General features: G+C 35.5%; 27 protein-coding genes. 21 read left to right on the top strand and 6 right to left on the bottom strand.

The annotated features are described in order from the left end of the window. The first annotated feature begins 368 nt into the window (after positions 1–368). The 4 genes from SH601_RS05045 to SH601_RS05030 all read left to right on the top strand — a co-directional run bounded on the left by SH601_RS05045 (position 369) and on the right by SH601_RS05030 (position 4,659). A complete protein-coding gene (locus tag SH601_RS05045) occupies positions 369–2,072 on the top strand; it encodes an alkaline phosphatase (RefSeq protein ID WP_319957164.1) in 1,704 nt (567 codons plus the stop codon). Positions 2,073–2,139: 67 nt separating this feature from the next. Next, positions 2,140–2,817: an ABC transporter ATP-binding protein gene (locus SH601_RS05040; protein WP_319957163.1), complete on the top strand. Its 678-nt coding sequence runs from the start codon at positions 2,140–2,142 to the stop codon at positions 2,815–2,817. Next, positions 2,814–4,028, top strand: coding sequence for an ABC transporter permease (locus SH601_RS05035; RefSeq protein WP_319957162.1), 1,215 nt, complete (start codon positions 2,814–2,816; stop codon positions 4,026–4,028). Before SH601_RS05040 ends, SH601_RS05035 begins: the two co-directional genes overlap by 4 nt. A gap of 13 nt (positions 4,029–4,041) precedes the next feature. Beyond that, entirely contained in the window at positions 4,042–4,659 is a 618-nt protein-coding gene (locus SH601_RS05030; protein WP_319957161.1) for a hypothetical protein, read from the top strand. A 59-nt stretch (positions 4,660–4,718) separates the two neighbouring features. On the opposite strand, the gene SH601_RS05025 is transcribed toward SH601_RS05030, so the two are convergent. Then, a complete protein-coding gene (locus tag SH601_RS05025) occupies positions 4,719–5,819 on the bottom strand; it encodes a M24 family metallopeptidase (protein WP_319957160.1) in 1,101 nt (366 codons plus the stop codon). Between the two features lie 281 nt (positions 5,820–6,100). Here SH601_RS05025 and SH601_RS05020 point away from each other — a divergent pair, with 281 nt between their 5' ends. The 6 genes from SH601_RS05020 (at position 6,101) to SH601_RS04995 (ending at position 11,293) form a co-directional block, all read left to right on the top strand. Then, entirely contained in the window at positions 6,101–7,300 is a 1,200-nt protein-coding gene (locus SH601_RS05020; RefSeq protein WP_319957159.1) for a DUF819 family protein, read from the top strand. 133 nt (positions 7,301–7,433) lie between these two features. Next, complete coding sequence (locus SH601_RS05015) at positions 7,434–8,138, top strand: dihydropteridine reductase (RefSeq protein ID WP_319957158.1); 705 nt, start codon at positions 7,434–7,436, stop codon at positions 8,136–8,138. A gap of 117 nt (positions 8,139–8,255) precedes the next feature. Beyond that, positions 8,256–8,561 carry a DUF2178 domain-containing protein gene (locus SH601_RS05010; protein WP_319957157.1) on the top strand — a complete coding sequence of 102 codons (306 nt, stop codon included), beginning with the start codon at positions 8,256–8,258 and terminating at the stop codon, positions 8,559–8,561. 125 nt (positions 8,562–8,686) lie between these two features. After that, positions 8,687–9,247: a class I SAM-dependent methyltransferase gene (locus SH601_RS05005; RefSeq protein ID WP_319957156.1), complete on the top strand. Its 561-nt coding sequence runs from the start codon at positions 8,687–8,689 to the stop codon at positions 9,245–9,247. Between the two features lie 442 nt (positions 9,248–9,689). Beyond that, the gene (locus SH601_RS05000) at positions 9,690–10,673 is read left to right on the top strand and encodes a ketoacyl-ACP synthase III (RefSeq protein WP_319957155.1); all 984 of its coding nucleotides are present in this window, start codon (positions 9,690–9,692) and stop codon (positions 10,671–10,673) included. Positions 10,674–10,729: 56 nt separating this feature from the next. After that, positions 10,730–11,293, top strand: a complete 564-nt coding sequence (locus SH601_RS04995; RefSeq protein ID WP_319957154.1) for a histidine phosphatase family protein — start codon at positions 10,730–10,732, stop codon at positions 11,291–11,293. A gap of 374 nt (positions 11,294–11,667) precedes the next feature. Here the strand turns inward: SH601_RS04995 and SH601_RS04990 are convergent, their stop codons facing one another. Next, entirely contained in the window at positions 11,668–12,624 is a 957-nt protein-coding gene (locus SH601_RS04990) for an SDR family oxidoreductase (protein ID WP_319957153.1), read from the bottom strand. Positions 12,625–13,060: 436 nt separating this feature from the next. Continuing rightward, the gene (locus tag SH601_RS04985) at positions 13,061–13,579 is read right to left on the bottom strand and encodes a TetR/AcrR family transcriptional regulator (RefSeq protein ID WP_319957152.1); all 519 of its coding nucleotides are present in this window, start codon (positions 13,577–13,579) and stop codon (positions 13,061–13,063) included. Positions 13,580–13,956: 377 nt separating this feature from the next. Between SH601_RS04985 and SH601_RS04980 the strand changes: the two genes are divergently transcribed. The 4 genes from SH601_RS04980 to SH601_RS04965 all read left to right on the top strand — a co-directional run bounded on the left by SH601_RS04980 (position 13,957) and on the right by SH601_RS04965 (position 15,508). Beyond that, on the top strand, positions 13,957–14,328 hold the full coding sequence (locus tag SH601_RS04980; RefSeq protein ID WP_319957151.1) for a DUF2089 domain-containing protein: 372 nt from the start codon (positions 13,957–13,959) through the stop codon (positions 14,326–14,328). A gap of 153 nt (positions 14,329–14,481) precedes the next feature. Continuing rightward, a complete protein-coding gene (locus SH601_RS04975; protein WP_319957150.1) occupies positions 14,482–14,847 on the top strand; it encodes an SHOCT-like domain-containing protein in 366 nt (121 codons plus the stop codon). Positions 14,848–14,851: 4 nt separating this feature from the next. Next, complete coding sequence (locus SH601_RS04970) at positions 14,852–15,106, top strand: hypothetical protein (protein WP_319957149.1); 255 nt, start codon at positions 14,852–14,854, stop codon at positions 15,104–15,106. A gap of 129 nt (positions 15,107–15,235) precedes the next feature. Further along, a complete protein-coding gene (locus tag SH601_RS04965) occupies positions 15,236–15,508 on the top strand; it encodes a hypothetical protein (protein WP_319957148.1) in 273 nt (90 codons plus the stop codon). A gap of 77 nt (positions 15,509–15,585) precedes the next feature. Here the strand turns inward: SH601_RS04965 and SH601_RS04960 are convergent, their stop codons facing one another. Next, positions 15,586–17,163 (bottom strand): cation:proton antiporter, encoded by a 1,578-nt coding sequence (locus tag SH601_RS04960; protein WP_319957147.1) that lies wholly within the window; start codon positions 17,161–17,163, stop codon positions 15,586–15,588. Positions 17,164–17,399: 236 nt separating this feature from the next. Between SH601_RS04960 and SH601_RS04955 the strand changes: the two genes are divergently transcribed. The 5 genes from SH601_RS04955 (at position 17,400) to SH601_RS04935 (ending at position 20,099) form a co-directional block, all read left to right on the top strand. Further along, positions 17,400–17,597: a hypothetical protein gene (locus SH601_RS04955; RefSeq protein ID WP_319957146.1), complete on the top strand. Its 198-nt coding sequence runs from the start codon at positions 17,400–17,402 to the stop codon at positions 17,595–17,597. A 156-nt stretch (positions 17,598–17,753) separates the two neighbouring features. Next, positions 17,754–17,933 carry a hypothetical protein gene (locus SH601_RS04950; RefSeq protein ID WP_319957145.1) on the top strand — a complete coding sequence of 60 codons (180 nt, stop codon included), beginning with the start codon at positions 17,754–17,756 and terminating at the stop codon, positions 17,931–17,933. Between the two features lie 8 nt (positions 17,934–17,941). After that, positions 17,942–18,412, top strand: coding sequence for a hypothetical protein (locus tag SH601_RS04945; RefSeq protein ID WP_319957143.1), 471 nt, complete (start codon positions 17,942–17,944; stop codon positions 18,410–18,412). A gap of 9 nt (positions 18,413–18,421) precedes the next feature. Beyond that, on the top strand, positions 18,422–18,961 hold the full coding sequence (locus tag SH601_RS04940; RefSeq protein ID WP_319957142.1) for a GNAT family N-acetyltransferase: 540 nt from the start codon (positions 18,422–18,424) through the stop codon (positions 18,959–18,961). Between the two features lie 916 nt (positions 18,962–19,877). Next, positions 19,878–20,099, top strand: a complete 222-nt coding sequence (locus tag SH601_RS04935; RefSeq protein WP_319957141.1) for a hypothetical protein — start codon at positions 19,878–19,880, stop codon at positions 20,097–20,099. Positions 20,100–20,153: 54 nt separating this feature from the next. Here the strand turns inward: SH601_RS04935 and SH601_RS17600 are convergent, their stop codons facing one another. Next, the gene (locus SH601_RS17600; protein ID WP_413775097.1) at positions 20,154–20,714 is read right to left on the bottom strand and encodes a YesL family protein; all 561 of its coding nucleotides are present in this window, start codon (positions 20,712–20,714) and stop codon (positions 20,154–20,156) included. A 63-nt stretch (positions 20,715–20,777) separates the two neighbouring features. Then, positions 20,778–21,503: a GntR family transcriptional regulator gene (locus SH601_RS04930; RefSeq protein ID WP_319957140.1), complete on the bottom strand. Its 726-nt coding sequence runs from the start codon at positions 21,501–21,503 to the stop codon at positions 20,778–20,780. Between the two features lie 245 nt (positions 21,504–21,748). Here SH601_RS04930 and SH601_RS04925 point away from each other — a divergent pair, with 245 nt between their 5' ends. Beyond that, positions 21,749–22,717, top strand: coding sequence for an ABC transporter permease (locus SH601_RS04925; protein WP_319957139.1), 969 nt, complete (start codon positions 21,749–21,751; stop codon positions 22,715–22,717). Beyond that, complete coding sequence (locus tag SH601_RS04920) at positions 22,717–23,583, top strand: carbohydrate ABC transporter permease (RefSeq protein ID WP_319957138.1); 867 nt, start codon at positions 22,717–22,719, stop codon at positions 23,581–23,583. Before SH601_RS04925 ends, SH601_RS04920 begins: the two co-directional genes overlap by 1 nt. Positions 23,584–23,601 lie beyond the last annotated feature (18 nt).

The following is a 23,601-nucleotide window of genomic DNA, read 5'->3' as shown; positions in this document are numbered from 1 at the left end:
CCCTATTTACCCTGACATATAGTAGGCGAGGTCTATCACGCATGCTGATAGCCGTTCCCTGTGGGGAAACGCTTATCCATACCCCGAAGTGACAGCTACGGGGTATTTATTATAGGATTGAACCATTAGGCTCAAAGCTCGAACTAGTAAAATCATTTTATGTACAATTACTCTCTTGTTATTTCCATTCGTTTCTAAGCCCTCCACATATAAATATCTCACATAAAAAATATATATTGTCATTGTTTAAATAAAAATCCATCTTTACAAAAAAATTACATGAGGTTAATAATCTATTAATCTTCTTTCTATAGAATATCTGTTGGGTCATTGATAACAGATACTAAATTAGAAAGGGAGTTATGAATGTGGATAATAAGTTTTTTAATGGACTAATAGTAACGATATTATCATTATTTGTATTATCAGCATGTTCGAATGAAGATTCGGAGGCGTCGACAGATCCGGCTGACTCTGAACAAAAGACATCAACAGAACAAGCAGAATCTAAAAATTTAATCGTGTTAATTGGAGATGGAATGGGACCTCCACAAATCTCTTTAACGCGTTTATATCAACAAGAATACCATGATAAAGACTCTTTAGCATTAGATGAAATATTAGTTGGAACAAATACAACTTTTGCGGGAGACAGTACATATAAAGGAGAATCCGGAGTTGTAACAGATTCTGCAGCAGCAGCAACAGCTTTCGGTACAGGACATAAAACATACAATGGTGCAATTTCTGTAACAAATGAAGAGGTGGCAAAGCCTGTTGCATCTATTATTGAAGCAGCTAGCTTGCAAGGGAAAGCGACTGGACTGATTTCTACAGCGCGTATTACACATGCAACACCAGCAGCATATGCTGCACACGTACGCCTTCGCCCAATGGAAAATGCTATTGCATCACAATATGTGGATGCAGGTGTAGATGTATTATTAGGTGGCGGTGAGCGTCATTTTGTACCAAGTGAAGAAGAATCTAGATACGGCGCGACAAAGCGTGAGGACCAAGTGAATCTTATCGAGCCATTTAGTGAAAACGGCTATGAAGTTGTTTACAATCAAGAAGAGTTAGGAAATGCAGAAGGAGATAAGTTATTAGGATTATTTGATGATAGTCATATCCCTTATAACTTAGATCGTGGTGACACAACTCCTTCACTTGCAGAGCAATTGGAAAAAGCAATTGAAGTATTAGACAAGAATGACGAAGGATTCGTACTTATGCTTGAAGGTGGTCGAATTGATCATGCTGGTCATGCGAATGATATTCATAGCATTATACAAGAAACAATTGAATTTGATGAAGCAGTTGAAGTTGCTTTAGATTATGCAAAAGAAGATGAACAAACATCTGTAATGGTAACGGCTGACCATGAAACAGGTGGATTAACAATTGGAAGTCATGGTATATATGATGTGTATTTTGAAGTGTTTAAAGCAATCGAAGCATCTTCTGAATTAATTGGGCAGGAGCTTGAAGAAGCTGAAGAGGATCAGGATGTGCGTGATATTGTGGAAAATTATACAGGGATCGACAACCTAACAGATGAAGAAGTAGATATGATCTTAGCTGGTGAAGAAGTGGATGGAACGCCATCTCAATATGGGCGTGAAGGTTCATTTAATGCAGTTATTGCGGAACGTTCTTTAATCGGATGGACAGGACATGGTCATACAGGTGTAGATGTAAATGTATATGCTTATGGACCAGTTGCGGATCTTTTAGCAGGTCATTCGGACAATACAGACTTTGCGAAAGCTGGTGCTGAGGTTGTAGGACTTGATCTAGATGCAGCAACGAAAAATCTGCAAGAAAAATATCTATATCCTAAGTTTATACAAAATCGTGATGGAGATTATTTATTCCCTGCTAAAGCACTTGCAGAAGCCTTAGAATCAGAAATTGAAGTGAACGATGATGCTTCTGTTGAGATTGAGGGCGAGACATTCCAAGGGGAAGAAGATAACGAAGAAGTGTATTTACCATTAGAAGCATTTTCAAAACTGACTGGTAAAGATCTTACTTGGGATCAATTATCTGAGCGTATTGTATTACCGTAATATGAAAAATAGGAAGACAGGGGAATTTTTGTGTCTCCTGTCTTTTTAAAAAATTGAGGAGATAGTTATGATTAGCATTAAGAACTTAAAAAAGTCCTATAAAGTAAATCAAGAAGCCTTACCAATAGTAGATATCCCGCAATTGACAATTAATAAAGGGGATAGAATAGCACTTAGTGGACGGAGTGGTTCAGGCAAGAGTACGTTACTCCATATTATTGGCGGGATTTTGTCTCCAGATGAAGGTACTGTGATGATAAATGATGTGGAGCTAACTGCTAAAAAGGAAAAAGAACGTGACTTATATCGTGCCAACCATATCGGTTATATTTTTCAGGATTTTCATTTAATCCCGAGTCTGAGTGCGGAGGAAAATATACGAATTGTATTACGTAAAAAAGGAAAAGAAACAGAGGAACGATTAAAAAGTTGGTTTAATAAAGTAGGTTTGTATGATCGAAGAAAGCATCTTCCAAATGAATTATCTAGAGGTCAACAGCAGCGTGTTGCGATTATACGTGCATTGATTAATAATCCTTCCATTGTTCTAGCAGATGAGCCTACAGGGAGCTTAGATTTTGAGACAGCAGAACAGATCATGGAATTGTTATTGGAATTATCGGTTGAGAACAATCAAACACTTCTGTGTGTTACTCATGATCGTCATCTCATGCAACGATTTCCACAAAGTATGGAGATGGAACAATGGAATAATGTGATAAGTCAAGGGAAGGTGAGCGTATGAACCTTTTTCAGTTAGCAAGTAAAAATATTTTTCACAAAAAGATCCTTTCTTTGCTTACCATACTATCTGTTGCGATAGGGACAGCATTGATTGTTTTTATCCTTTTAGCGGAGGATGGTATTGAATCAGGAGCAGCAAAAGGGTATGGGCCATATGAGTTAGTTATTGGAGCGGAAGGCTCTGGTACTCAATTAGCATTAAATACCTTTTATCATATAGGTGCTCCGACAGGTAACATTTTACATGAAGCATATGAAGAACTTTTGGAAAGTGATAGTGTGGAGGAAGCCTATCCTATTACAAAAGGAGATAACTATAATGGCTTTCAAATCGTCGGTACTCCATCTGGTTATTTGAGTACACGCTATCCTGATGCAGTACTTCAAGAAGGAGCATTATATCAAGACTCTGGTGAGGTTGTTTTAGGTGCTAATGTAGCAAAAGAACAAGGCTTAAATATTGGAGATGAGTTTGTTGGATCACATGGTGTAGTAGCAGGAGCGCATCATGATGATCATCATGACGACCATCATCAAGAGTTTATATATGAGGTAGTCGGTATTTTACCACAGTTACATACACCAGATGATAAGGCAATTTTCACTACTTTAGATTATGCTTGGCTTGTTCATCAAGATGAGGGTCATGAAGATGAAGGTGGTCATGATGACAAGGAAATTACTGCGATTGTTGTAAAACCTAAGGGGCTTATTGAACTTCAAAGTTTGAAGCAGCAATTTGATGAAATGACAGGGGCTCAGGCTGTATACAGCAGTAAAGCGATTGCAGATGTATTAAATATTGTTGATGTTGGTGCAAAAGTAATTAAATTTATTACGGTAGCCAGTATTTTAATCTCTGCTATATCTATTATGCTGTCTCTATCTGCTTCAGCGGCTGAACGAAAGAAAGATATTGGTCTGTTACGCTTAATTGGCAAATCAAGATTTTACGTATTAGGTGAAATGATTGTGGAAGGCCAGCTTCTCACTATTATAGGAGTAGTGTTCGGTTTACTATTAGGTCATGTTGGAAGTTATATATTAAGTGATTTTATTTTTGCCTATGCAGGAATACAAATAAGTCCATGGACCCCGATATTCTCTGAAATATATATCATTATTGGGGCATTCCTTATCGGTACATTGTCTTCTATTTTGCCAGCTTTGCGTTCATACAAAGTGCAACCATTGGAATTATTTAAGTCTTAGAAGGAGGAGAAGGATGTTCATTAAAAGGATTGTAATAGTAGCCGGGCTTTTTCTCTTAGTCGCTTGTTCTCAAAATCAACAAGCAAATTCAGAGGTCACTTTAGCTGAGATGAATACGGAATCAACAGAAAATGCTAGTGGAGAAGTGGTAAATGAGGAGTCCAACTCAGAGAGCGTTGAGGTAGAGGAAGAAGAAGCGACAACTCAACAAGAAGAACCAAAAGAAGAGAAAGTAAATCAACCTGAACCCAAGCAATCAGGCGATGAAAATATCATTACTTGGGATGATTTTTTTGATGATGATCAGCAAGAAACGCCGTCTGAAAAGTTTTGGGATTTAAGCGGTGAAGAAGTTGTGATTGATGGTTTTATGGGAGAGGTATTGTCCTTAGCAGGTGGTTGGTTTTTGCTGATCCCTGAACCAGGTGCAGAATGTCCTTTTGACAATGGAGATCAATCGTATTGGAACAAAATTATGATTGTTTTTGTGGATGATAAACAAGATCTACGTTTTACCAATGGTCCACTTAAAGTGACAGGCAGGCTTGATGTAGGGGTGAAAGTGGATGAATCGAATTATAGAACGATGTTTCGCCTCTATGATGCTCAATTTGAGGTGGTTAAACAATAGTAGCATAGTAAGTTAAAAAAGAGATTAGTGTTGTACTAATCTCTTTTTTTACTGATTCATCACGTAATAATCTGCAGTTCTTTCGGGAATTTCGTCAATGTCTCACAGCCATCTTTTGTCACAAGTACATCATCTTCAATGCGAACGCCGCCGACATTTGGGATGTAAACACCTGGTTCAATCGTGTAGACCATTCCTTCTTGTAACAGATCATCGTTTAAATGACTCATGGATGGAAATTCATGTACACTAATTCCTAAACCGTGGCCAAGGCGGTGTGGAAAGTAGTCGCCATAGCCTGCTTCTGTAATAATTTTTCTTGCGGTTAGATCTAGATCTCCAATACGAGTACCTGGCTTACTTGCCTTCAATGCTGCAAGTTGTGCGTTTAATACCGTTTGATAGATGTCTTTCTGTTTGTCATTTACTGATTGATAGGCAACGGTTCTTGTGATGTCTGAGCAATAACCGTCAATGATAACACCTAGGTCAAATAAAACCATGTCTCCTGCTTGTAACTGTTTTTCTCCAGGGTTGCCGTGAGGGTCACTACATTTTTCCCCGAACAATACCATAGTTGAGAAGGACATGTCGCGTACACCTTTTTGTTTCAGCTCATATTCTATTTTGGCTAACACTTCAAGCTCCGTAACCCCTTCTTTTAGTGCGTTTACTCCTACTTTCACACCGTAGTCAGCCATTTCGGCAGCACGTCTCATGATCGCGATTTCCGTACTATCTTTTACCAGACGTAATTCATTTAATTGACTCTCAGCAGTGACGACTTCAGGGGTTGCGAAGAGATCAAGAAAAGTATTGGCACGGCTAAACGTAAGGATTTCTTCTTCAAAAGATACTTTTTTTGCGTCGGTTACATTTCTTGCTTTAAACGCCTCTCTTAGTTTGTCCCATGGATTTTCATGGTCTGCATACCCAATGATTTCATATGGCCAACCAGCATCCTTTAACTGATTTACCTCCATTCCAGGTAAAATAAATAATGGATCAGCTTGTTTAAATACAAATACCCCCATCAATCGTTCATGTGGATCTGTATAGAAGTTAGAAAAATAATAGACATTTTCTACAGAATTGATAAATAGAACATCAATATCCTCTTTATGTAGCCAATTCGTGATCGATTGTAATCGTTTGTTCATCATGCCACACACCTCGCTAGTTATGTAAGTTTATCTAGTTAAAATGGTATAGTATATCTATGAACTTGTCTAACTTGTTGATTAGACTTATCACGTCAAAAACAGATGGTAAATAAGGGGGAGAACAGGATGAAACCAGTATAAAGTTCATCATTTGGGGTTGAATAGTAAGTTTAACAATATTTATCGGTTGAAATTTCGACAAAAGATGATAAAATGCTCTAGTGCTAATATTTAATTATCTGAAAATTTTCATAAAATAGCAAGGAGTGTTTATCATCATGAATGAGGATATGGTGTTAATTCAAGATCCTATGGCGATTTTTGCTTACTTAAGCGCAATTGTCGCAATAGTATTTATGTTATCTACAATTGATAATAAATTTTTTCGTACATTTTTCCGATATGCTCCACCATTAATTTGGATGTACTTTTTACCAATGCTTTCTACGACATTTGGTATTATTCCACAGAGCTCGGATCTATATAGCTTTTTAAGTACGTATATTCTACCAGCAGGTTTGTTATTACTTATGCTTAGTACGAATGTTCCAGCGACATTTAAGCTTGGTGGAAAAGCAATTATCTTGTTCTTAGTAGGAACACTTGGTGTTGTAATTGGTGGACCAATTGCATTTGCCCTTTTCCAAGGGATATTGCCAGATGAAGCTTGGCGTGGAGTTGGTGCACTTGCCGGAAGTTGGATTGGTGGATCAGCCAATATGGGTGCAATGATTGAAGCATTCCAAACACCTGATCATATATTAAGTCCAGTAATTTTGACGGATACAATTGTCGGCATTGGCTGGATGGGTGTTATGATCGCATTAGCTAATTACCAAGATAAGTTTAATAAGTGGAATGGCGCGGATAATTCTACAATTAAGCGAGTGAATGCAGATATTGCAACAGAAATTGAGCAAAATGCTCAGCCGTTACAACTTCCGCAGCTATTCGGAATTTTAGGAATTGGAATTGCTGGTTCTTATTTGATCCGTGTTTTCGCAGGTATGGACTTTATTCCGAAAAGTGATGTAATGAGTACTTCCACGTGGACGTTTATTATTATTACGGCAGTGGGAATTATCCTTTCCTTTACAAAAGTAAGAAAACTTGAATATTATGGTGCTAGTAAAATAGGTTATCTAGGCATCTATTTATTCTTAACTGGTATTGGCGCACAGGCTAATTTAGCAGATATTGTGCAAGCTCCGCAATTTATCTTAATGGGAGCTGTTTGGTTAGCTATTCATGTTCTTTGTATCTTTATTGCTGCGAGATTATTAAGAGCACCGTTGTTCTTCGTAGCTGTTGGATCGCAAGGTAATATTGGTGGAACAAGTTCTGCTCCAATTGTTGCATCGGTATTCCAACCAGCATTAGCGCCTGTAGGGCTATTGATGGGTATTTTAGGTAACATTGTCGGAACTTATGCAGCGTTACTGTGTGGAAAATTAGCACAGATGATTATCGGGGGATAACTTCATATTTTGTACAGCGAACCATCCGTTTTTTGACGGGTGGTTTTTTTCTGGAATTATTTAATTGAGAATTATTATCATTTGGTGTATAGTAGATAGTAGCAATACGATAATGTGATAAGGAGAATGTATGATGCAAATATATTGGACGAAAATCAATAAAATTATTGAAGAAACACCTGAGATTAAAACATATATGCTTGACTGCCCAGAAGGTTTTACATGGGAAGAAGGTTCACATATTCATTTGGCACTGGAAGGTTTTAATGCAGGAGAGAAACCGAACCGTAACCTGATTCGCCATATGTCGATTTCGACGTTGCCTCATGAAAAGTCAATTGGCATTACAACACGTATTAAGGAAGAGTGTTCTGAATTCAAATCAATTTTGCGAAACATGAAGATTGGCGAAGAAGTAGCAGTATTCAAGACACATTCCAATGTACCACTTAAAAGAGAAGATAAAAATGTTTACTTGCTATCATCAGGTGTTGGTCTAGCAACATTTCGACCACTTGTGCTTGATTATTTCGAGCGTGCTGACAATGTCAACCACATTCATTCGTTGAATATTGATTCATCCAGAGATTTCTTATTCACGAACATTTTTGCATCTTTACCTAACAAGAAGTTCACATCACAATTCGTTGATAACCGCAATGATTACTATGACGAAGTGAAAAAGCTTGCGGCTGATAAAGATGGTATCTTCTATGTTGTAGGAAGTGATGAATTCCTTGTTCATAACATTGAGGTGTTGCGAGCACAAGGTGTCAAAGCCGAACAAATTATGCTCGATAAGCATGAACAAACGAAATCAGAGTTTTTAGCGTTTTAAAAGAGAAGATTATTGGTGTGAGTCTAGTTCCTCTTGGGAAATAAGGGGAGGCTAGGCTTTTTTTGCGTTATTTGATTTGGGAAGCTGTTGTGAAAATTAAATAAGTTTTCTGTTAATTTGTATAAGACTTGGGCGGAAGAATCACAGGGGAATTGGAATATACTTCTTGGTAGTGGCTTTGTATTGCTTATAGTTGGAATGGTTCTGATACTCGTATTTACAAAGAAAATGGGTAAAGGTGATGAAAGAACAAATTATATAAACTTAAAAAGTTCCCTCTTTATGTTATGTGGAATAGTTTTATGTGATCTGATTTTCCCGAAAGATTACATGTGGCAAATTTTCTTCTTATTTAAATATGGTTTGGGATTCACTGCTTCGGGAATATATCTAGCTATTAAATATAAAATAGATTTTTCTTAGCTTAATGAAATAGTTGTAGGTACACCGTTAAAAGTCGCGTTAATTCAGGAAGGATTAACGCTTTTTTTGTAGAATTTAATATATAACGAAGATAGGATAATTAATAGTGAAAGGATGAGCCCTAATTGCCTAACGATGAAGAGGACATTAGAGTGGTCATTGGAGCAGGGGAATACATTAACAATCCTGGATGGATACACACACAGGAAGACGAATTAAATTTATTAGATGAAAATACGTGGCAAAGCAAGTTTAACGAAAGATCCATTAAAGCAATTTTGGCTGAACACGTCTGGGAGCACCTCACATATGAAGAAGGTGTTAAGGCTGCTAGAATGTGTTATAAGTACTTAAAACATTCTGGGTATATTCGGTGTGCAGTACCTGATGGATATTTTCCAGATGAAACGTATCAGCGTATAGTGCAAGTAGGAGGTCCTGGTCCAAAAGATCACGCAGCGGCTACTCATAAAATTGTTCATAATTATAAGACAGTGACGAAAATGTTTGAAGCTGCTGGATATGAAGTTAAATTACTTGAGTATTGTGATGAAGAAGGAAAGTTCTATCAAAATCAATGGGATGGAGCTGACGGTGTAATTTTTCGTTCTAAGAAATATGACCCAAGAAATCAAGGTGAAAGCCTCACTTTTCCCTCTCTGATTATTGACGCTCTGAAGCTATAAAAAGTACTTTTGTGAATAAATGTACGTAAAATAATTGGTGCTTGAGTTGAATAAGAAAAAAGAAAAGTTGTTATATGTTAGCCTTTTTTTGAAGTCAATCTTGGCGTGCTAAGCCCAATTGTTAGAGAAAGTCTAGCAGATGGGCGATGATATGGTTATAGCCACAATGCAGCTAGCTGTTAAAAGTGGCGGGCAGACGTTTAGCTACATGGAGAAGAATTTACAAGAATGGTCGAGGTGTTCACAAAAGTGTATGATGAAGTTTAGAAGTCCTGTGAGCCTGTAAATACACTCGTTGAATTTCCCTTTACTAACATAGCACTGGCTCTTGTGTATAAAAAGAGTTGCGAGAAGTTTATGTTAGTGGTAGACTTTTACAAAGAATTAGTACCAGGTAATAGTAATAGGTGCTAAAACATAAAAGCTAATGAGGTGACATTCAATGTTAAGTTCCAAAGCAAGAATTACTGCATTAGGTTCATATGTACCAGAGCGAAGATTAACAAATAATGATTTAGAAGAGATTGTGGATACAAATGATGAATGGATTGTTACGCGTACAGGTATTAAAGAGCGACGAATAGCCCATGAAGAAGAGTTTACAAGTGATATTAGCTATAAATCTGTATTAAACTTAATGGAACGCTACGGTAAATCTGTTGAAGATGTTGACTTAATAATTGTTTGTACTTTAACCCCTGATTTCAAAACTCCTAGTGTAGCTTCGTATCTTCAAGCTAAACTAGGCATAAAGAATACAGGAGCAATGGATTTAAATGCTGCTTGTGCAGGTTTTACTTATGGATTATATGTGGCAAACGGTTTGATAACATCTGGTTTAAACAAGAAAATTCTAGTAGTTGGCGCTGAAACTTTATCAAAAGTAACTGACTATACGGATAGAACGACTTGTGTACTTTTTGGTGATGGTGCAGGAGCGGCTCTTGTAGAATATGATGAACAACAACCAAGTTTTATTTCAGCACATTTGGGGTCAGAAGGAGAGAGTGGACAAAATTTATATTGTACCAATCTATCCAAAAGAATGAATAATGAAGATTTAACAGATAGTGGATATATTGTACAAAATGGTAGAGAGGTCTATAAATGGGCTGTGAAAACTGTACCAAAGGGAATGCAATCAGTTATAAATAATGCTTCGATTAATTTGGACGAAGTTGATTGGTTTGTTCCTCACAGTGCTAATTTAAGAATGCTTGAGTCTATTTGTGAAAAAAGCAATTTCCCTATTGAACGAACATTATATAGCTTAGTCGATTATGGAAATACATCCTCAGCTACTATCCCATTGTCCTTAGATATAGGGGTGAAAAATGGGAAAATTAAGAATGGTGATAAAGTATTGTTGTATGGTTTTGGTGGCGGCTTAGCACACGCAGGATTACTAATTAATTGGACTCTGTAATTTAAGTGATGATTTTTTGATAGTAGTTTAAAAAAATAGTATTCAGGAGTTTGTGTATGGAGATTTCATTAATTAGACATGGTAAATCTAAATTTACTGATAGTCACCGTATAACAGTTAATGAGTTTAATAATTGGGTGAAAAATTACGATGATAAGGGAGTATTTGAAGAAGATTTTTATCCTCAAGAGACACTTATCAAGATACAATCAGCCAATATGGTAATGGCAAGTGACTTAAAAAGGTCAATAGAGTCAGCAAAGCTATTACATCAAGCTATTAAAATTACCTCCATACCAATTTTTCGTGAAACGGAACTGCCTATTCCTTTAGTAAAAGGTGTTAAGTTAAACCCCAGTATTTGGGCACTTATTTTAAGATGTTTATGGTTTATGGGGTATTCCAAGGATTGTGAGTCTATATTTAATGCTAAAAGGAGAGCGCAAAAAGCAGCTCAATTATTAATTGAACATGCTCAAGAACATAATTCCATTGCCTTAGTTGGACATGGTTTTTTCAATATGTTAATAGCAAAAGAATTATTAAAAAATGGTTGGATAGGTAAAAGAAAAACAAGTAGTAAACACTGGAACTGCACGACATATTACTTTAATACCTAATTCAATTCAAACTAATAAATTTAAAATCTTGGATAAGTAATTCACTTTGTATAAATCAATGGACCTATCCATTTTAACAATTCAAACAGACAGGAAAATATTATTCTATCAGCTTTTGTACTCTTAAATAACTATGGTGAGCCTTGTCGTAAGTAAAATCCAGTAGTCCATTCCAACTCAACAATTTAGGTTATCATGTCTCCTCTCTTATGTTGTTAGGGAAGATTTTAGAAATGTTAACTGTTGAATTGATAGATGGTCAACTTCTGCTAGTTAATATAATTCCAGAATTAATGCTCCAAAAAGATAATAAATCATCGGGACGGTCTAGCCACTTCAACAAATAACCGTCCCTATTTTTTTCATAGGCCTCATCAACAATTTTCTTTATACATTAATGTTTGTAATGTCTGTTCCATGCCTTCTTTAAAGGGAGTTTTAGGAATGGGGCCGATTCGTTTTTCATATTTTTCTCCACTCAAAATAAACCCTTCTTTAGTAAGGTACATAATTTCAACAATTTCTCTCATAAATACATCAAACAAACCAATAAAACGAATAGCATTTTTAGTCAGTGGAATAATTAACTTTTTATTTCCTGTTATTTGACGAGCTATCTTGATAATCTCTTTCCCCGAAATTAATCCTGCCCCTGGTATATTCCAATTCTCCCCATAGGAATCATCCTTTTCAGCTATATTTACAATCATTTTAGCGGCATCTGGTAGATAGACATATTCACGAGATGTTCTCAAATTACCAATAAAAATAGAAATTTTATCGGCTGCTATTCCTTCAAGTGTGGGTTGTAGATAAGAATTTTGTGATGTTGGCCCATAATAATCAGGCAACCTGACAATTAATGGTTTAGCCCTTTTCCACTTGGTACCAAATATCAGTTGCTCGAATTCCATTCTAATTTTACCTTTTTTCGTATGGGGCTGGTATGGATGATTTTCATCCCCCTTCGCAACTTGATGTCCATATACGTAAATACCATCTACAATGACGATCTTCCTCCCTAAAGTATCAGCTGCCATCATCACACTTTCTCCAAGTAATAAGAGTTTCGTCTTCATCTCCTGATATTTAACATTTGCACATTGGAAAATAACATCCACATCTTTTGCAGCTTCTATAATTGTTTGATAATCAAATATATCTCCCAGTTTGTATGTTAATTTTGGATGATTATCATGTTCTGCCTTTAGTGCCCTCAATTTACTTTGAGAGCGTCCGAAAGCAATGACTTCTATTCCTCTATTCAATAATTCAGAAACAATAACCTGACCTGTACCACCTGTTGCACCTAACACAATCGCTGATTTCATTTATACCACCCCTTTATGTTAGTGATTAATCAATAACAAACGGTTTAAAAAATGATATGATATCATTTTACGCCACTATGATTTATACATTTTGTATTGCACTTCCTTCAGAACTTTCTAACCGAATACTTCTCATTAGTAGTTGCCGTTTATTAATCCCAAAACGTGAACAATATAATTACAATGGCTAATATACCTAATCCAATGGACAAAGTGGAAATAGAATTTTCCTTATCGTTTTTAAACATCGGTAATCCCTCCCTTTTTAATATGATTGATAATAAACATTTAATCCCACCAACTAATGATACAAACGATAATTACTCCGATAGAAACATAGTCAAGTTTGTTTAATTTCATGATATCAGCTCCTTATATTTGTTATTGATTGAACAATAAATAACATTTAAAAAAATAAATAATCTACTAAATTCGATTATTTATTTTTGTTATCAATAAGCTCTGGGAGATTCAAGAAATAAGAGATATTGCATAATATCCCTCGCGCTAAGAAGGTAGTAACTTCATTTTCAACGTTTCTAATTCCTGCAGCTTTAAATCGCTCTAAGGTGTAGTTTTGAATGCTTGACAATCCTTTTTGTGTTACATTTCGGATAGCCTCTTCTGTTACAGAAATTCCTATCACCTGTAGTGCAATTTCATTAGGATGCAATTCAGACAGTTTTTCATATGCTTCAATCATTTTTTCGACAAGTTGTTCTGGACTCGCTTCTACATTTTTGAAAGTATGAAGAATCCTTTCAAATGCTCGATCTAAAGCTGCGATAAACAATTCTTCCTTTGTTTTAAAAAATCTAAAGACATATGGTTGTGATATACCTGCCTTTTCTGCAATGTGTGCGGTAGTTGTATTATAATAGCCTTTTTTTGCGAATACTTCTAATCCCGCTTCAAGGATTTCCTCCTTACGATTTTCCCCACTCAACCTAGCCATACCAAACACCTACTCATAGTTATTTATTACTCAATTACATTATAATTAACTATATGACTAAATGCAAATACAAATTTTCTTCCTAAAATATATAATCCTAATTCCTAAATAGCATTATTCTTGCTCGTAAAATATCAATGTTCAAACACTACTGAGTATTATTTGTCTATCAAAAAACTACAAGGGCCTTATCATGAGTAGCAATCCTGTAATCTAATCCTCCTCAATTATTCAATCCAGTAAGATAAGTATATCTCCTTAAAGATTTGTAACACCAAAGAAAAATTAAATAAATCAATTGTTTAATTAAATAAATTAATTTCTGAGTTGATTTTTATTATTTATAATCATATACTAAATAAAAAGGAGGTGAAAAAGTGGGGTTACCAGTTATTACAACTTGTCCCGTTTGTGGGGAGGGGTTAAATGTTACGAAACTAACATGTGGGCATTGCCATACAACAATGGAAAACACATTTGAGTTTCCGAAGTTACTTTCATTAAAAAAAGAGCAGATTGAGTTTGTCGAGACGTTCATTTTATGCCGTGGAAGTATTAAAGAAGTAGAGAAAGCTCTTAATATTTCTTATCCAACCGTACGAAATAAGCTGGAAGAGGTCATTGCGGAATTAGGTGATCCATACCAAGTCAAGCAGGCTAAAGAGGATGAGAAGAAGGATGTTATTGATCGACTAGCTGGTGGCGAATTAAGTGCCGAGGAAGCGATTAAGCTGTTAAAGAAAAAATAAAAAAACCTCCACTCAAAAAAGTGAAGGCAAGAAAAAAATTGATATGTTCATTGTAACAAAAAGAAATCAAAGCAACAAGATGCGCATTCCTTCTTCAGTTGATTTTTTTTGAATGGTCAGACCAATACAAAAACTAAATAAGGAGCGAGCAAAATGGAAAACGAAATGATGAAAGTGCTAGAGCTTGTCCAAGAAGGTAAGTTAAGTAAAGATGAAGCAGCAGAAATTATAGCTACATTAAAGGAAGAATCCGTAGCGCCCACAGTAGAGAACGATAGCTATATGTCTAAAAGTTTGAAAATCATCGTTGATTCGGATGGTGATAAAGTGAATGTTAACTTGCCGTTAAAATTAGTGAAATCTTTACATGGTGCTGTTGAGAACATCCCTGCAGTGCAAGAACATTTAGGTGGAGCGGACATCAACTTAATCCTTGAGGCCATCTCCAATAATGTGGAGGGACCAATTGTGGATATAAACAGTTCAAGTGGCGAAGTCGTAAAAATTGTGATTGAGTAATGCTATGAAAATAAAAGTGGTAACAAACGAGTTGAGGTTTCCGATACGTATTTTTCTTCCTAATGTTCTTTTGCGTTTTTTCACTTCAAAACGAATGTTGAAAATCTTCTTAAAGCGTGTAGATAATGGCGAAGAAATCCTTCATCAACTGGATCGTAAAGCGTTAAAGCAAGTATTTAAAACGTTCAAAGAATATAAAGGAACAGAGCTAGTCAATGTGAAAGCGAAAGATGGGACAGAAGTGAAGATTACGTTATAATGAAACAAATCCTTACCATCAATATGGGTGGTAAGGATTTATTGTGTTATTTTGAATCTAATGATCAGCGTTTAATAAATAGATACAGAAAAGATATGTTATAATTTAACATATTGGAGGGGAATCAATATGCTTGATCATATTTTTGACGGTTTATTTAGTTTGTTTGATTTTTTAGGTTTTCGTAAAAAATATAATAAGCAAGATGCACAAAAAAATATTAAGTGGATGAAAAAACAAGGATGGTTTGAAAAAGGATCTGAGTGGGCAAATGCTATTAATCATGACAAAAAAATCGAACGAATTGCTGGATCCTATAAACATGCTAAAATTTTGCATCATACTGATTTGCAAGAAGTAATGAAAAAGAAAGTGCTGGAACATTTAAAAAGGAAAAGATGATTCATTATAAAAGACTTCTAATCAGTAGGAGTTGTCAGCTCCCACTGATTGTTAGTGTCTGTAATAAAAGAATTCCTTCACTCCCCATCCTCCAACGCTACAATTCGATTCATAATCACTCCTTGCTCACGCTCTGCCACGTCTTCAGAAATGATTTCTTCTCGCAACAAATGATTCACTGCTTCATGTTGAGCGTACAGTGCATGTTTTAGTAAAGCGATCTTCTGTTTTTCCTTCAGTTCTGGATAGTGCTGGAACAGCTCTTCGATATCATGATGTAAGGCCTCACGTTGTTGTTCATAGTCACTAATCAACTCGTCTGTTAAGAATTCAGAAACAAACAGATTCTTTTTCACTCTAATAATTTCCTGAATTCCTGTCTCTAATTGATGGGATCTGGCGATGAGCGCTTCATATTTTTCATAGCTCTGTTCCTGTTTGTTCACACCCAATCGTGCAATAAGGGGCTTAATGGACAGGCCTTGTGCTACAAGGGAAAACAATACAACACTAAAAGCCATCAGCAATATCTCTTCCCGGCCATCAAAATCTTTCGGAAGACTTAGTACAAGAGCAATCGACAATGACCCTTTTAGTCCACCCCAATTCAAAATATGTTTCCATGCGATAGGAATGTTTTTGATAAAAAGAAGGCTACTATATACGGCAATACTTCTAGCAACTAGCACGATGGCAATAGCAAGTAGAATAAAAATCCAATTCTCCGCCACATTGATTCTCGTGATTTCTAAGCCGACCATCAAAAAGACAAGTGAATTGGCAAGGAGTGAAGCGACATCCCAAAAGTTATTAATATTCAATTTTGTTGTAGGGCTCATCCCAATCTTTGCGCCATAGTTACCAAAGACAAGAGCAGCAACAACGACAGCGATAACACCAGATGCATCAATCGTTTCTGCTATTAAAAAGGCACTGTAAAACAAAATAATACTAAAGATGATTTCTAATGGATAATCGTCAAAGTATTTTGTCAGACGTGAGAACAGGTAGCCTAATAAAGCACCAGTGATAAGGCCGAGTGAGATTACTTTGACAAACTCCCATATACCATAGCCTGCACCTAGTAAACCGAGGTCCAAATAATAAATCAACGAAAATGCTGAAATATTAAATAATACAACGGCTAGTCCATCATTAAACAAACTCTCTCCTTCAATTACTGTCGCAAGTCTTTTTTTCACACCAACGCTTTTGAAGATAGACAAAACACTAACAGGGTCAGTAGCACTCATTAATGCAGCAAATACGAATGCGGCAGGGATGGAAAATTGTAAGAGCCAAATCGATAAAAAGCCGATAATAATAAATGATAAAAAGGTTCCACCAAAAGCTAAAGCAAGAATAGGCTTCTTATTTTCATTTAAATGGGAAAAAGGCATCTTTAATGCGGCTTCACCTAATAAAGCAGGCAGGAACAACGTAATAATAACAAAATTAAATACTTCTCCCTCTGTTATAAAGGTTTTTAATGGTTGTAACACAGGAATATTGCTTAACCCAATAATTGTTCCGACAATAACTAAGGCAATCGGATATGGTTGTTTAAATTTCTTCGCAATGGCGGTAATTCCCGCAGCTATCATGACTAAGATAAGACCAAGTTGAAAGATATGATGTAAATCTAAGTCGTGCACGCTCTGTTCCTCCTCTGTTACTAGGCTGATGGGAGTTAGGTTCCCCAGATGGCGGGAAAAGATGTAAGGACTCATTTCCTTAGATAAAACAACGAGAAAAAATGAATTGCGTATGGAAAATTAATGTATAATATGGAAGGTTATGATACACTTAAGTTGTCTCATTTTTTTAGTAATATGCGATTTTTATTTGTATCACGGTTAACGGAATATTTTTCGGCGAGGGAGTAATTCAAATGGTTAAAAATTTACCTTTGTTAATCGCTATGTTTACAATAGGTTGTGGTGTAACGCTTATTTCTTCTAGGACAGCATTACCACAGGTTATGGAGATAGTTTTATTATCGATAGGTGCTATATTAAAAGTTTGGAGTATTATCGGATTAATTTTGCACTTAGGCATTATTCAATGGAATAAAGACTTTAACGATTGAATGGTTTCGTTTAAAACGTAAAATGGCATTAGGGAATGATTCCTAATGTCGTTTTTATTTATTTTGTTAATTAAAGTAGAATTGATCACATACTGAAGATGGCTAGTATGTATCCAACGTACAGTTTGCCGGATTTAAGAAAGGAAAGGCAGTGATGTGAAAGTTATTCAATTCCCAGATTTATTAAATATGCGTGATCGTGATGTATTTAATCTTCGGGATATGTTGCAAAGCTCCCAATATGCTAACATCTTAATGATGGTGACATATGCACCAGAACCAGGGAAAAACGAAAGTGCAGCATATGATTTCGGAGTAATGATGAAGAATAAATAAAGGGAGTGTTGAAGATAAAACACCCTTTTTCAAGTGCCCTAACTACAGGTAACATTTTAATACTAAGACTCTTTTTAAAAATATTCGGCAAGCTGTTGGCAATGCTTTTATACGTCTTTAGCCATTTCACGTTTATGCAGGATAGTCTGCAGATAGTGGATCGTTATGAAATAAAAGAAGATTACTTTGTTTATGATTCCGCAATTATTAACTTAACTGAAAAGCAACTAATCGATCGAATTGCAAAGTTACAAGAGAAATATTCTGATGTTTATTTAATACGAATGGATGAAAATATGCATCCTGAGTCAGAAAAAAATAATAAATTAAAATTGCATCAGTTTTGTAGTGGACATGATGAACTGAATTTAGCAGGATTCCAACACGACTTTATCCTTTATCTACAAAACAAACATCTACCGATTTTTTATGCTACATTGTTGTCGTTAATGAACTTAAATTTATATTTTCGAGAGTAGGGAAGAAAAATGATTGAATTAAGAAAGATTACTTACGATAATTTTGAGGCAGTGTTGAAGTTAAGTATAACAGACGAGCAGAAAGGAAATGTGGATTCCAGCATATATTGTTTGGCTAAAGCTTATGTAAAGATACTCAACGATGAAAAACCTCCTATGATCTTCGCTATATGCAAAGATAATGAAGTCATAGGATATGTCGATATTGGATTTTACGAACTGGCGGAAGGTTCACTTTTATGTGAAAAATATGGAGATAAATCTACTTATGGACTTAATCGCTTTATGATTGATAAAAAGCATCAAGGCAAAGGATTTGGCAAACAAGCAATGATGAAAGTTATTGATTACATAAAGTCGTTTCCACAAGGAAAAGCGGATGCAGTTGCTACATCATATTGGATGGTAAACGAAGCTGTCCAGAAATTGTTTGCGTCTGTCGGTTTTGTTGAAACAGGAGCGATATGGGACGGACAAACAGGGGGTGATTGGAATGCAGAAAGAAAAGATATAGAGTATGCAGAAGTAGGTGCCAGACTCGGATTATAAAGCTAATAAGTTAGGAGCCTGGCTCAGGACTTCTTTAATAAATCATTCTCACTTTGTTCCCTGATCAGCTCCTGCCACTGGGCTTTATGTATTTCGTGTTTCGATGTTTTCATAGTTGTCAAATTATCATCTCCCTACTGTAACAGTATTGTAGAGATATTTTCCCATGATTCATGACGCTTTTAAATCCATGAGATTATTGTATGCTTACTAAACAAATTATATTTAGCAAAGCATTCAAGAGTATTATAAATGGACTTGAAGGTTTTATTATTAATATTCTAAGTGGGTAAAAGGGTTTATTTTAGTTTTAGATATTTTTATTTGGTTCCTATTTTGAATGAAATCAAATAAATAGATCAGTCTATAATTAGGTAAGCTTATGTAAGTGAAATATATTGCTGTATATGGTAACCGAAAATTGAGCCAGATGACAACTAGAGATTGAGCCACTAAAAGATTGTGGAATTAAGATTATTATTCATTAAGAAGGGTTTATCCGGAGAGGCGGGCATGGTACCCTGTCTGATAGTGAGAAATCTTTATATTCCGCACGCTTTTACAAAATATCCGTGCCCGTAGAGGCTCCGTGTCAAGCCGAGATCTATTCAAAAGTTTCAGTTAAAGATTGTGAATAAAGCCCAATATAACTGGCTCAAAATTTAATTGCGAAATACAGGAGTATTAAGATCACATATTCTAATTATAGGAATTCTGCTATTATAATATAGAAAAACATAACAGTTTGGATCACGGAAAACAATTTTTTAAACTCTCCAATGGTTTTAGTGTCTTCGAATTATGTTCTTGTTTCTTGATCCTTATTTAATGTATCTCTCCTATGTATAGGAGAGAAGACGTAAAGGAAGAAGAAATCCGTAGTTGCTATTGAATATGGTAAAAAGGAGGTTCATTTATGAGAATACAGAAGAGTCTAAAATGGTTGGTATTGGCCGTTTCTATAGTGGTTATCGCTTTTGTATCAGTTATATTTTTAGTTATCGGAACAGATACAGAAGAAAAAGAGACAGCACAAAGCGATAGAGAACTAGAAAATAATTTACCTAATGAACAAGAAGATAAAGAAAAGAAAGAGGATGTTCAAGAAGACATAACCGAGGAGGAGGGGTTTTTGTAGACAAAAACCCTATCCGCCGTAAGATGCCTGTGGAGGATAGGGGAGCGCTCCTTATTATACCCTAGCTTGTGTTTCTAATTTATTAAATAAATAAAGTGAGACGGAAACAGTCATCCATGCCGGTAATGAAACCAAAAAGAATGGTATGAGCCCGGGTATGAATAGAAATAGCATATAACAAAATAATAGACTAACTATGATCAATAGAGTGAAATGCGGGTATAAAAAGGTTAAGGCAAAAGCTGTTTTTATATAATTTTTAACCGTTAAACGGTAATGAATGTATAAGAGTGGAAAATAAATAGAAATAATCAACAAGATACAGGCGAACCCAATAATAATAAACTGAAAATAATGTTGGATGGAAACAACGAAATGAGCTAACCCGATGATTAAAAGTGTTGTGAACAGGGTCCATCCCCACCCATAGAGATTAGACTTTAGGAACTCACGTTTATAAGTATGAATAAAATCTAGTGAGATAGTATGCTCATTCCGGATATTCCACTTTCTGATTGTATCTAGAACAGCAATTGTAGCAGGGAAAATACCAAAAAAAAGTAAGCCTAAGAGTGTAAAACAAACCCAAAGTAAATTTACGTAAGCGAGTCTCATAATGAAATGGCAACCGGTTAAAAACTTGGAATGAGCTATAGGAGTATCACTCATTTTCACACCTCATCTCTTTCGTCTCATTTGAAATTGAAATACGTCATTTCTTAAATAATCTTCTGAGTAAAAAATAGGTCTATTAAATTCATCATAGTGGACTTGTTTTAATAACAATACGGTTGTATGTGGGTGAATAAGCAACTTCTGACAGTAACGGTCTGTATGTAATGGGACACTAATTTCTGCATCTGAGCAGACTACATTTACATTACATTCCCTTTCAATAAAATGAAGTAAAGAGCCTGAAAAATGTTTTTCATCAAACAAATCACCTACAATCTCCTTAGGAATTACATTTAGTGAAAAGACAACTGGTTCTCCATCGGCAGTTCTTGTCCGCTTATGGAAAATAACAGGATCGCCTTCCTCTAATCCTAAAAGCTCTCCCCATTCCTTTGTACACGCAACAGTCTCAATTTTTTCGCGTTTTTCGCCTTCTTTTAAAGAAGCGGCTCTAATAATATCTGTGATACTGGTTAGTTTCTCCAAACTGCTAGGTATCGTTTTAAGTGGTGTTGCGATGAATGTTCCTATCCCTCTTTTTATCGTGACCTTTCCTTCTTCTTCTAATAATCTTATTGCTGAGCGGAATGTTTCTCTACTAACCTCATATTTTTTTGCCATATGAATTTCTGAAGGCAACTTTTCACCAACCTTGAGCTTTCCTTCATTTATTTGTGATTCAATATGTTCTTTAATGTATACATAACTGAATTTTCCTTCTTTTTTCATTTAAGCACCTCTAGACAATTGAGTTGTATTAATTCTACCATAATATACTATCAATAATCATACAAAAATAAAACATTGTTTTCTTGAATAGAGAAAGAACGAATGTTTACGCTAATTATAGCTGAAATAAAGAATAGAATTTAGCGAAAACAGAAGATTTTACAAATCCTTAATACTTAATTAATAATCATCTGATAGAATAAAAAATATACGATGTCTAGACAACGAACAAAGGAGGTGTATGTTTGGAGAAAGTTTCCGTGTTGAAAAAACAAGTATATCCAAACAAATCAACCAGCGCATCAAGAGGAAAATTATTGAAGAAGAGGATCAAGCGAGGTATACCATTATATCTAATGATGCTCCCAGGTGTACTATTTTTTCTTTTGTTTAAGTATTTGCCGATGTTTGGTTTATCCGTTGCATTCATGGAATATGATCCCTTCTCAGGATTTTTCGGAAGTGAATGGGTTTGGTTTGCGCATTTTGAAAGACTTTTTCAAGAACGAATTTTCCTTGATTTATTGTGGAATACATTCGTACTAAGTATTTATGATTTAGTGTTTTACTTTCCTGCGCCAATTATTTTGGCTCTGTTATTAAATGAAGTAAGAATCAAATGGTTTCGAACGTCGATACAAACGATCTTATATACACCACACTTTATTTCATGGGTTGTTATTGTAGGTATTACAGCAATGTTATTTTCAACCCAATCAGGAGTTATCAATAATTTATTACATGCCTTTGGTTTATCGCGTATCGAAGTGATGACAGATGCAAGTTTTTTTAGGCCCCTTTGGGTGATCCATAACATTTGGAATGGTATGGGGTGGGATGCCATTATTTATTTAGCAGCTATGGCATCGATTAACCCGCAACTTTATGAAGCAGCAAGGATTGATGGTGCTACTCGTTTGCAATTAATGAGGCTCATTACGATTCCTTCTATATCCTACCTTATTGTTGTCATGTTTATCTTAAGACTTGGAGGTTTTTTAGACTTAAGCTTTACTCATGTTTATCTATTACAAAATCCTTTGAATCTAGGTGTTTCAGATATCTTTGATACATATGTGTACCGTGCAGGAGTATTGGGAGGGCAATATAGTTACACCACAGCAGTAGGGCTATTTAAGTCGGTTGTAGGCCTTATCCTTGTTATAGGTGCGAATAAACTAGCTAAGAAAATGGGTAAAGAAGGTGTCTATTAATGAAATCTAGAAGACTTTCAGAAGATAAGGTTTTTGATATAGCTGTTTATGCAATCGTCACTATCATTACCTTAACAGTGTTGCTACCACTTATTTATGTATATATGAGTTCGCTTGCACCTAGGAGTGAATTTATTACAAGAAGTTTTTTTCTAATTCCTAAAGAATTTACGTTAGATGCATATAAGTATTTGCTGAATAGCAAGGAATTTATTGAAGCTTTTACTAACTCTCTTGTTATTACAGTTGGAGGAACGTTTATTAATATGCTGTTCACGACAATGATGGCTTATCCACTTTCGAAAAAATGGCTGCCAGGAAGGTCAAAATTTAACTTCCTTGTGATGTTTACGATGCTTTTTAGTGGGGGAATGATTCCTTTATTTCTTATTGTTGGCCAATTGGGATTAATGGATAGCTATGGGGCGCTTTGGTTAACATCAGCCATCTCGCCATTCTATCTTATTGTAATGAGAAGTTTATTTTCCAATATTCCTGCCGAATTAGAAGAGGCTGCCAAGATGGATGGGTGTGGAGAGTGGAGAATTTTCTTTCGAATTGCTTTACCCTTAGTGAAGCCTGCGATGGCGACATTCACCATTTTCTATTTAGTTGCGCATTGGAATTCATACTTTGATGCCATTTTATATATTCAAGACCAGAGTAAAATGCCTCTCCAAGTATTTTTGAGACGACTCTTAATTCTTGATGAAGATGTGTTAGCAGGAGAAGTTGATGATATATTATTCAGTCCAGCAGTGGGAATGGCTGCGATTGTGGTAACGATCACGCCACTAATCATTATTTTTCCTTTTTTCCAGAAGTATTTTAATAAGGGCTTTTTATTAGGTTCAGTAAAAGATTAAAAATATTGGAGGTAATGG

Source organism: Gracilibacillus pellucidus, from assembly GCF_033949965.1.
GTDB classification, from domain to species: Bacteria; Bacillota; Bacilli; order Bacillales; family Amphibacillaceae; genus Gracilibacillus; species Gracilibacillus pellucidus.
Note: the sequence above shows the minus strand (reverse complement) of the source record. Positions and strands in the feature narration are given on the sequence as shown.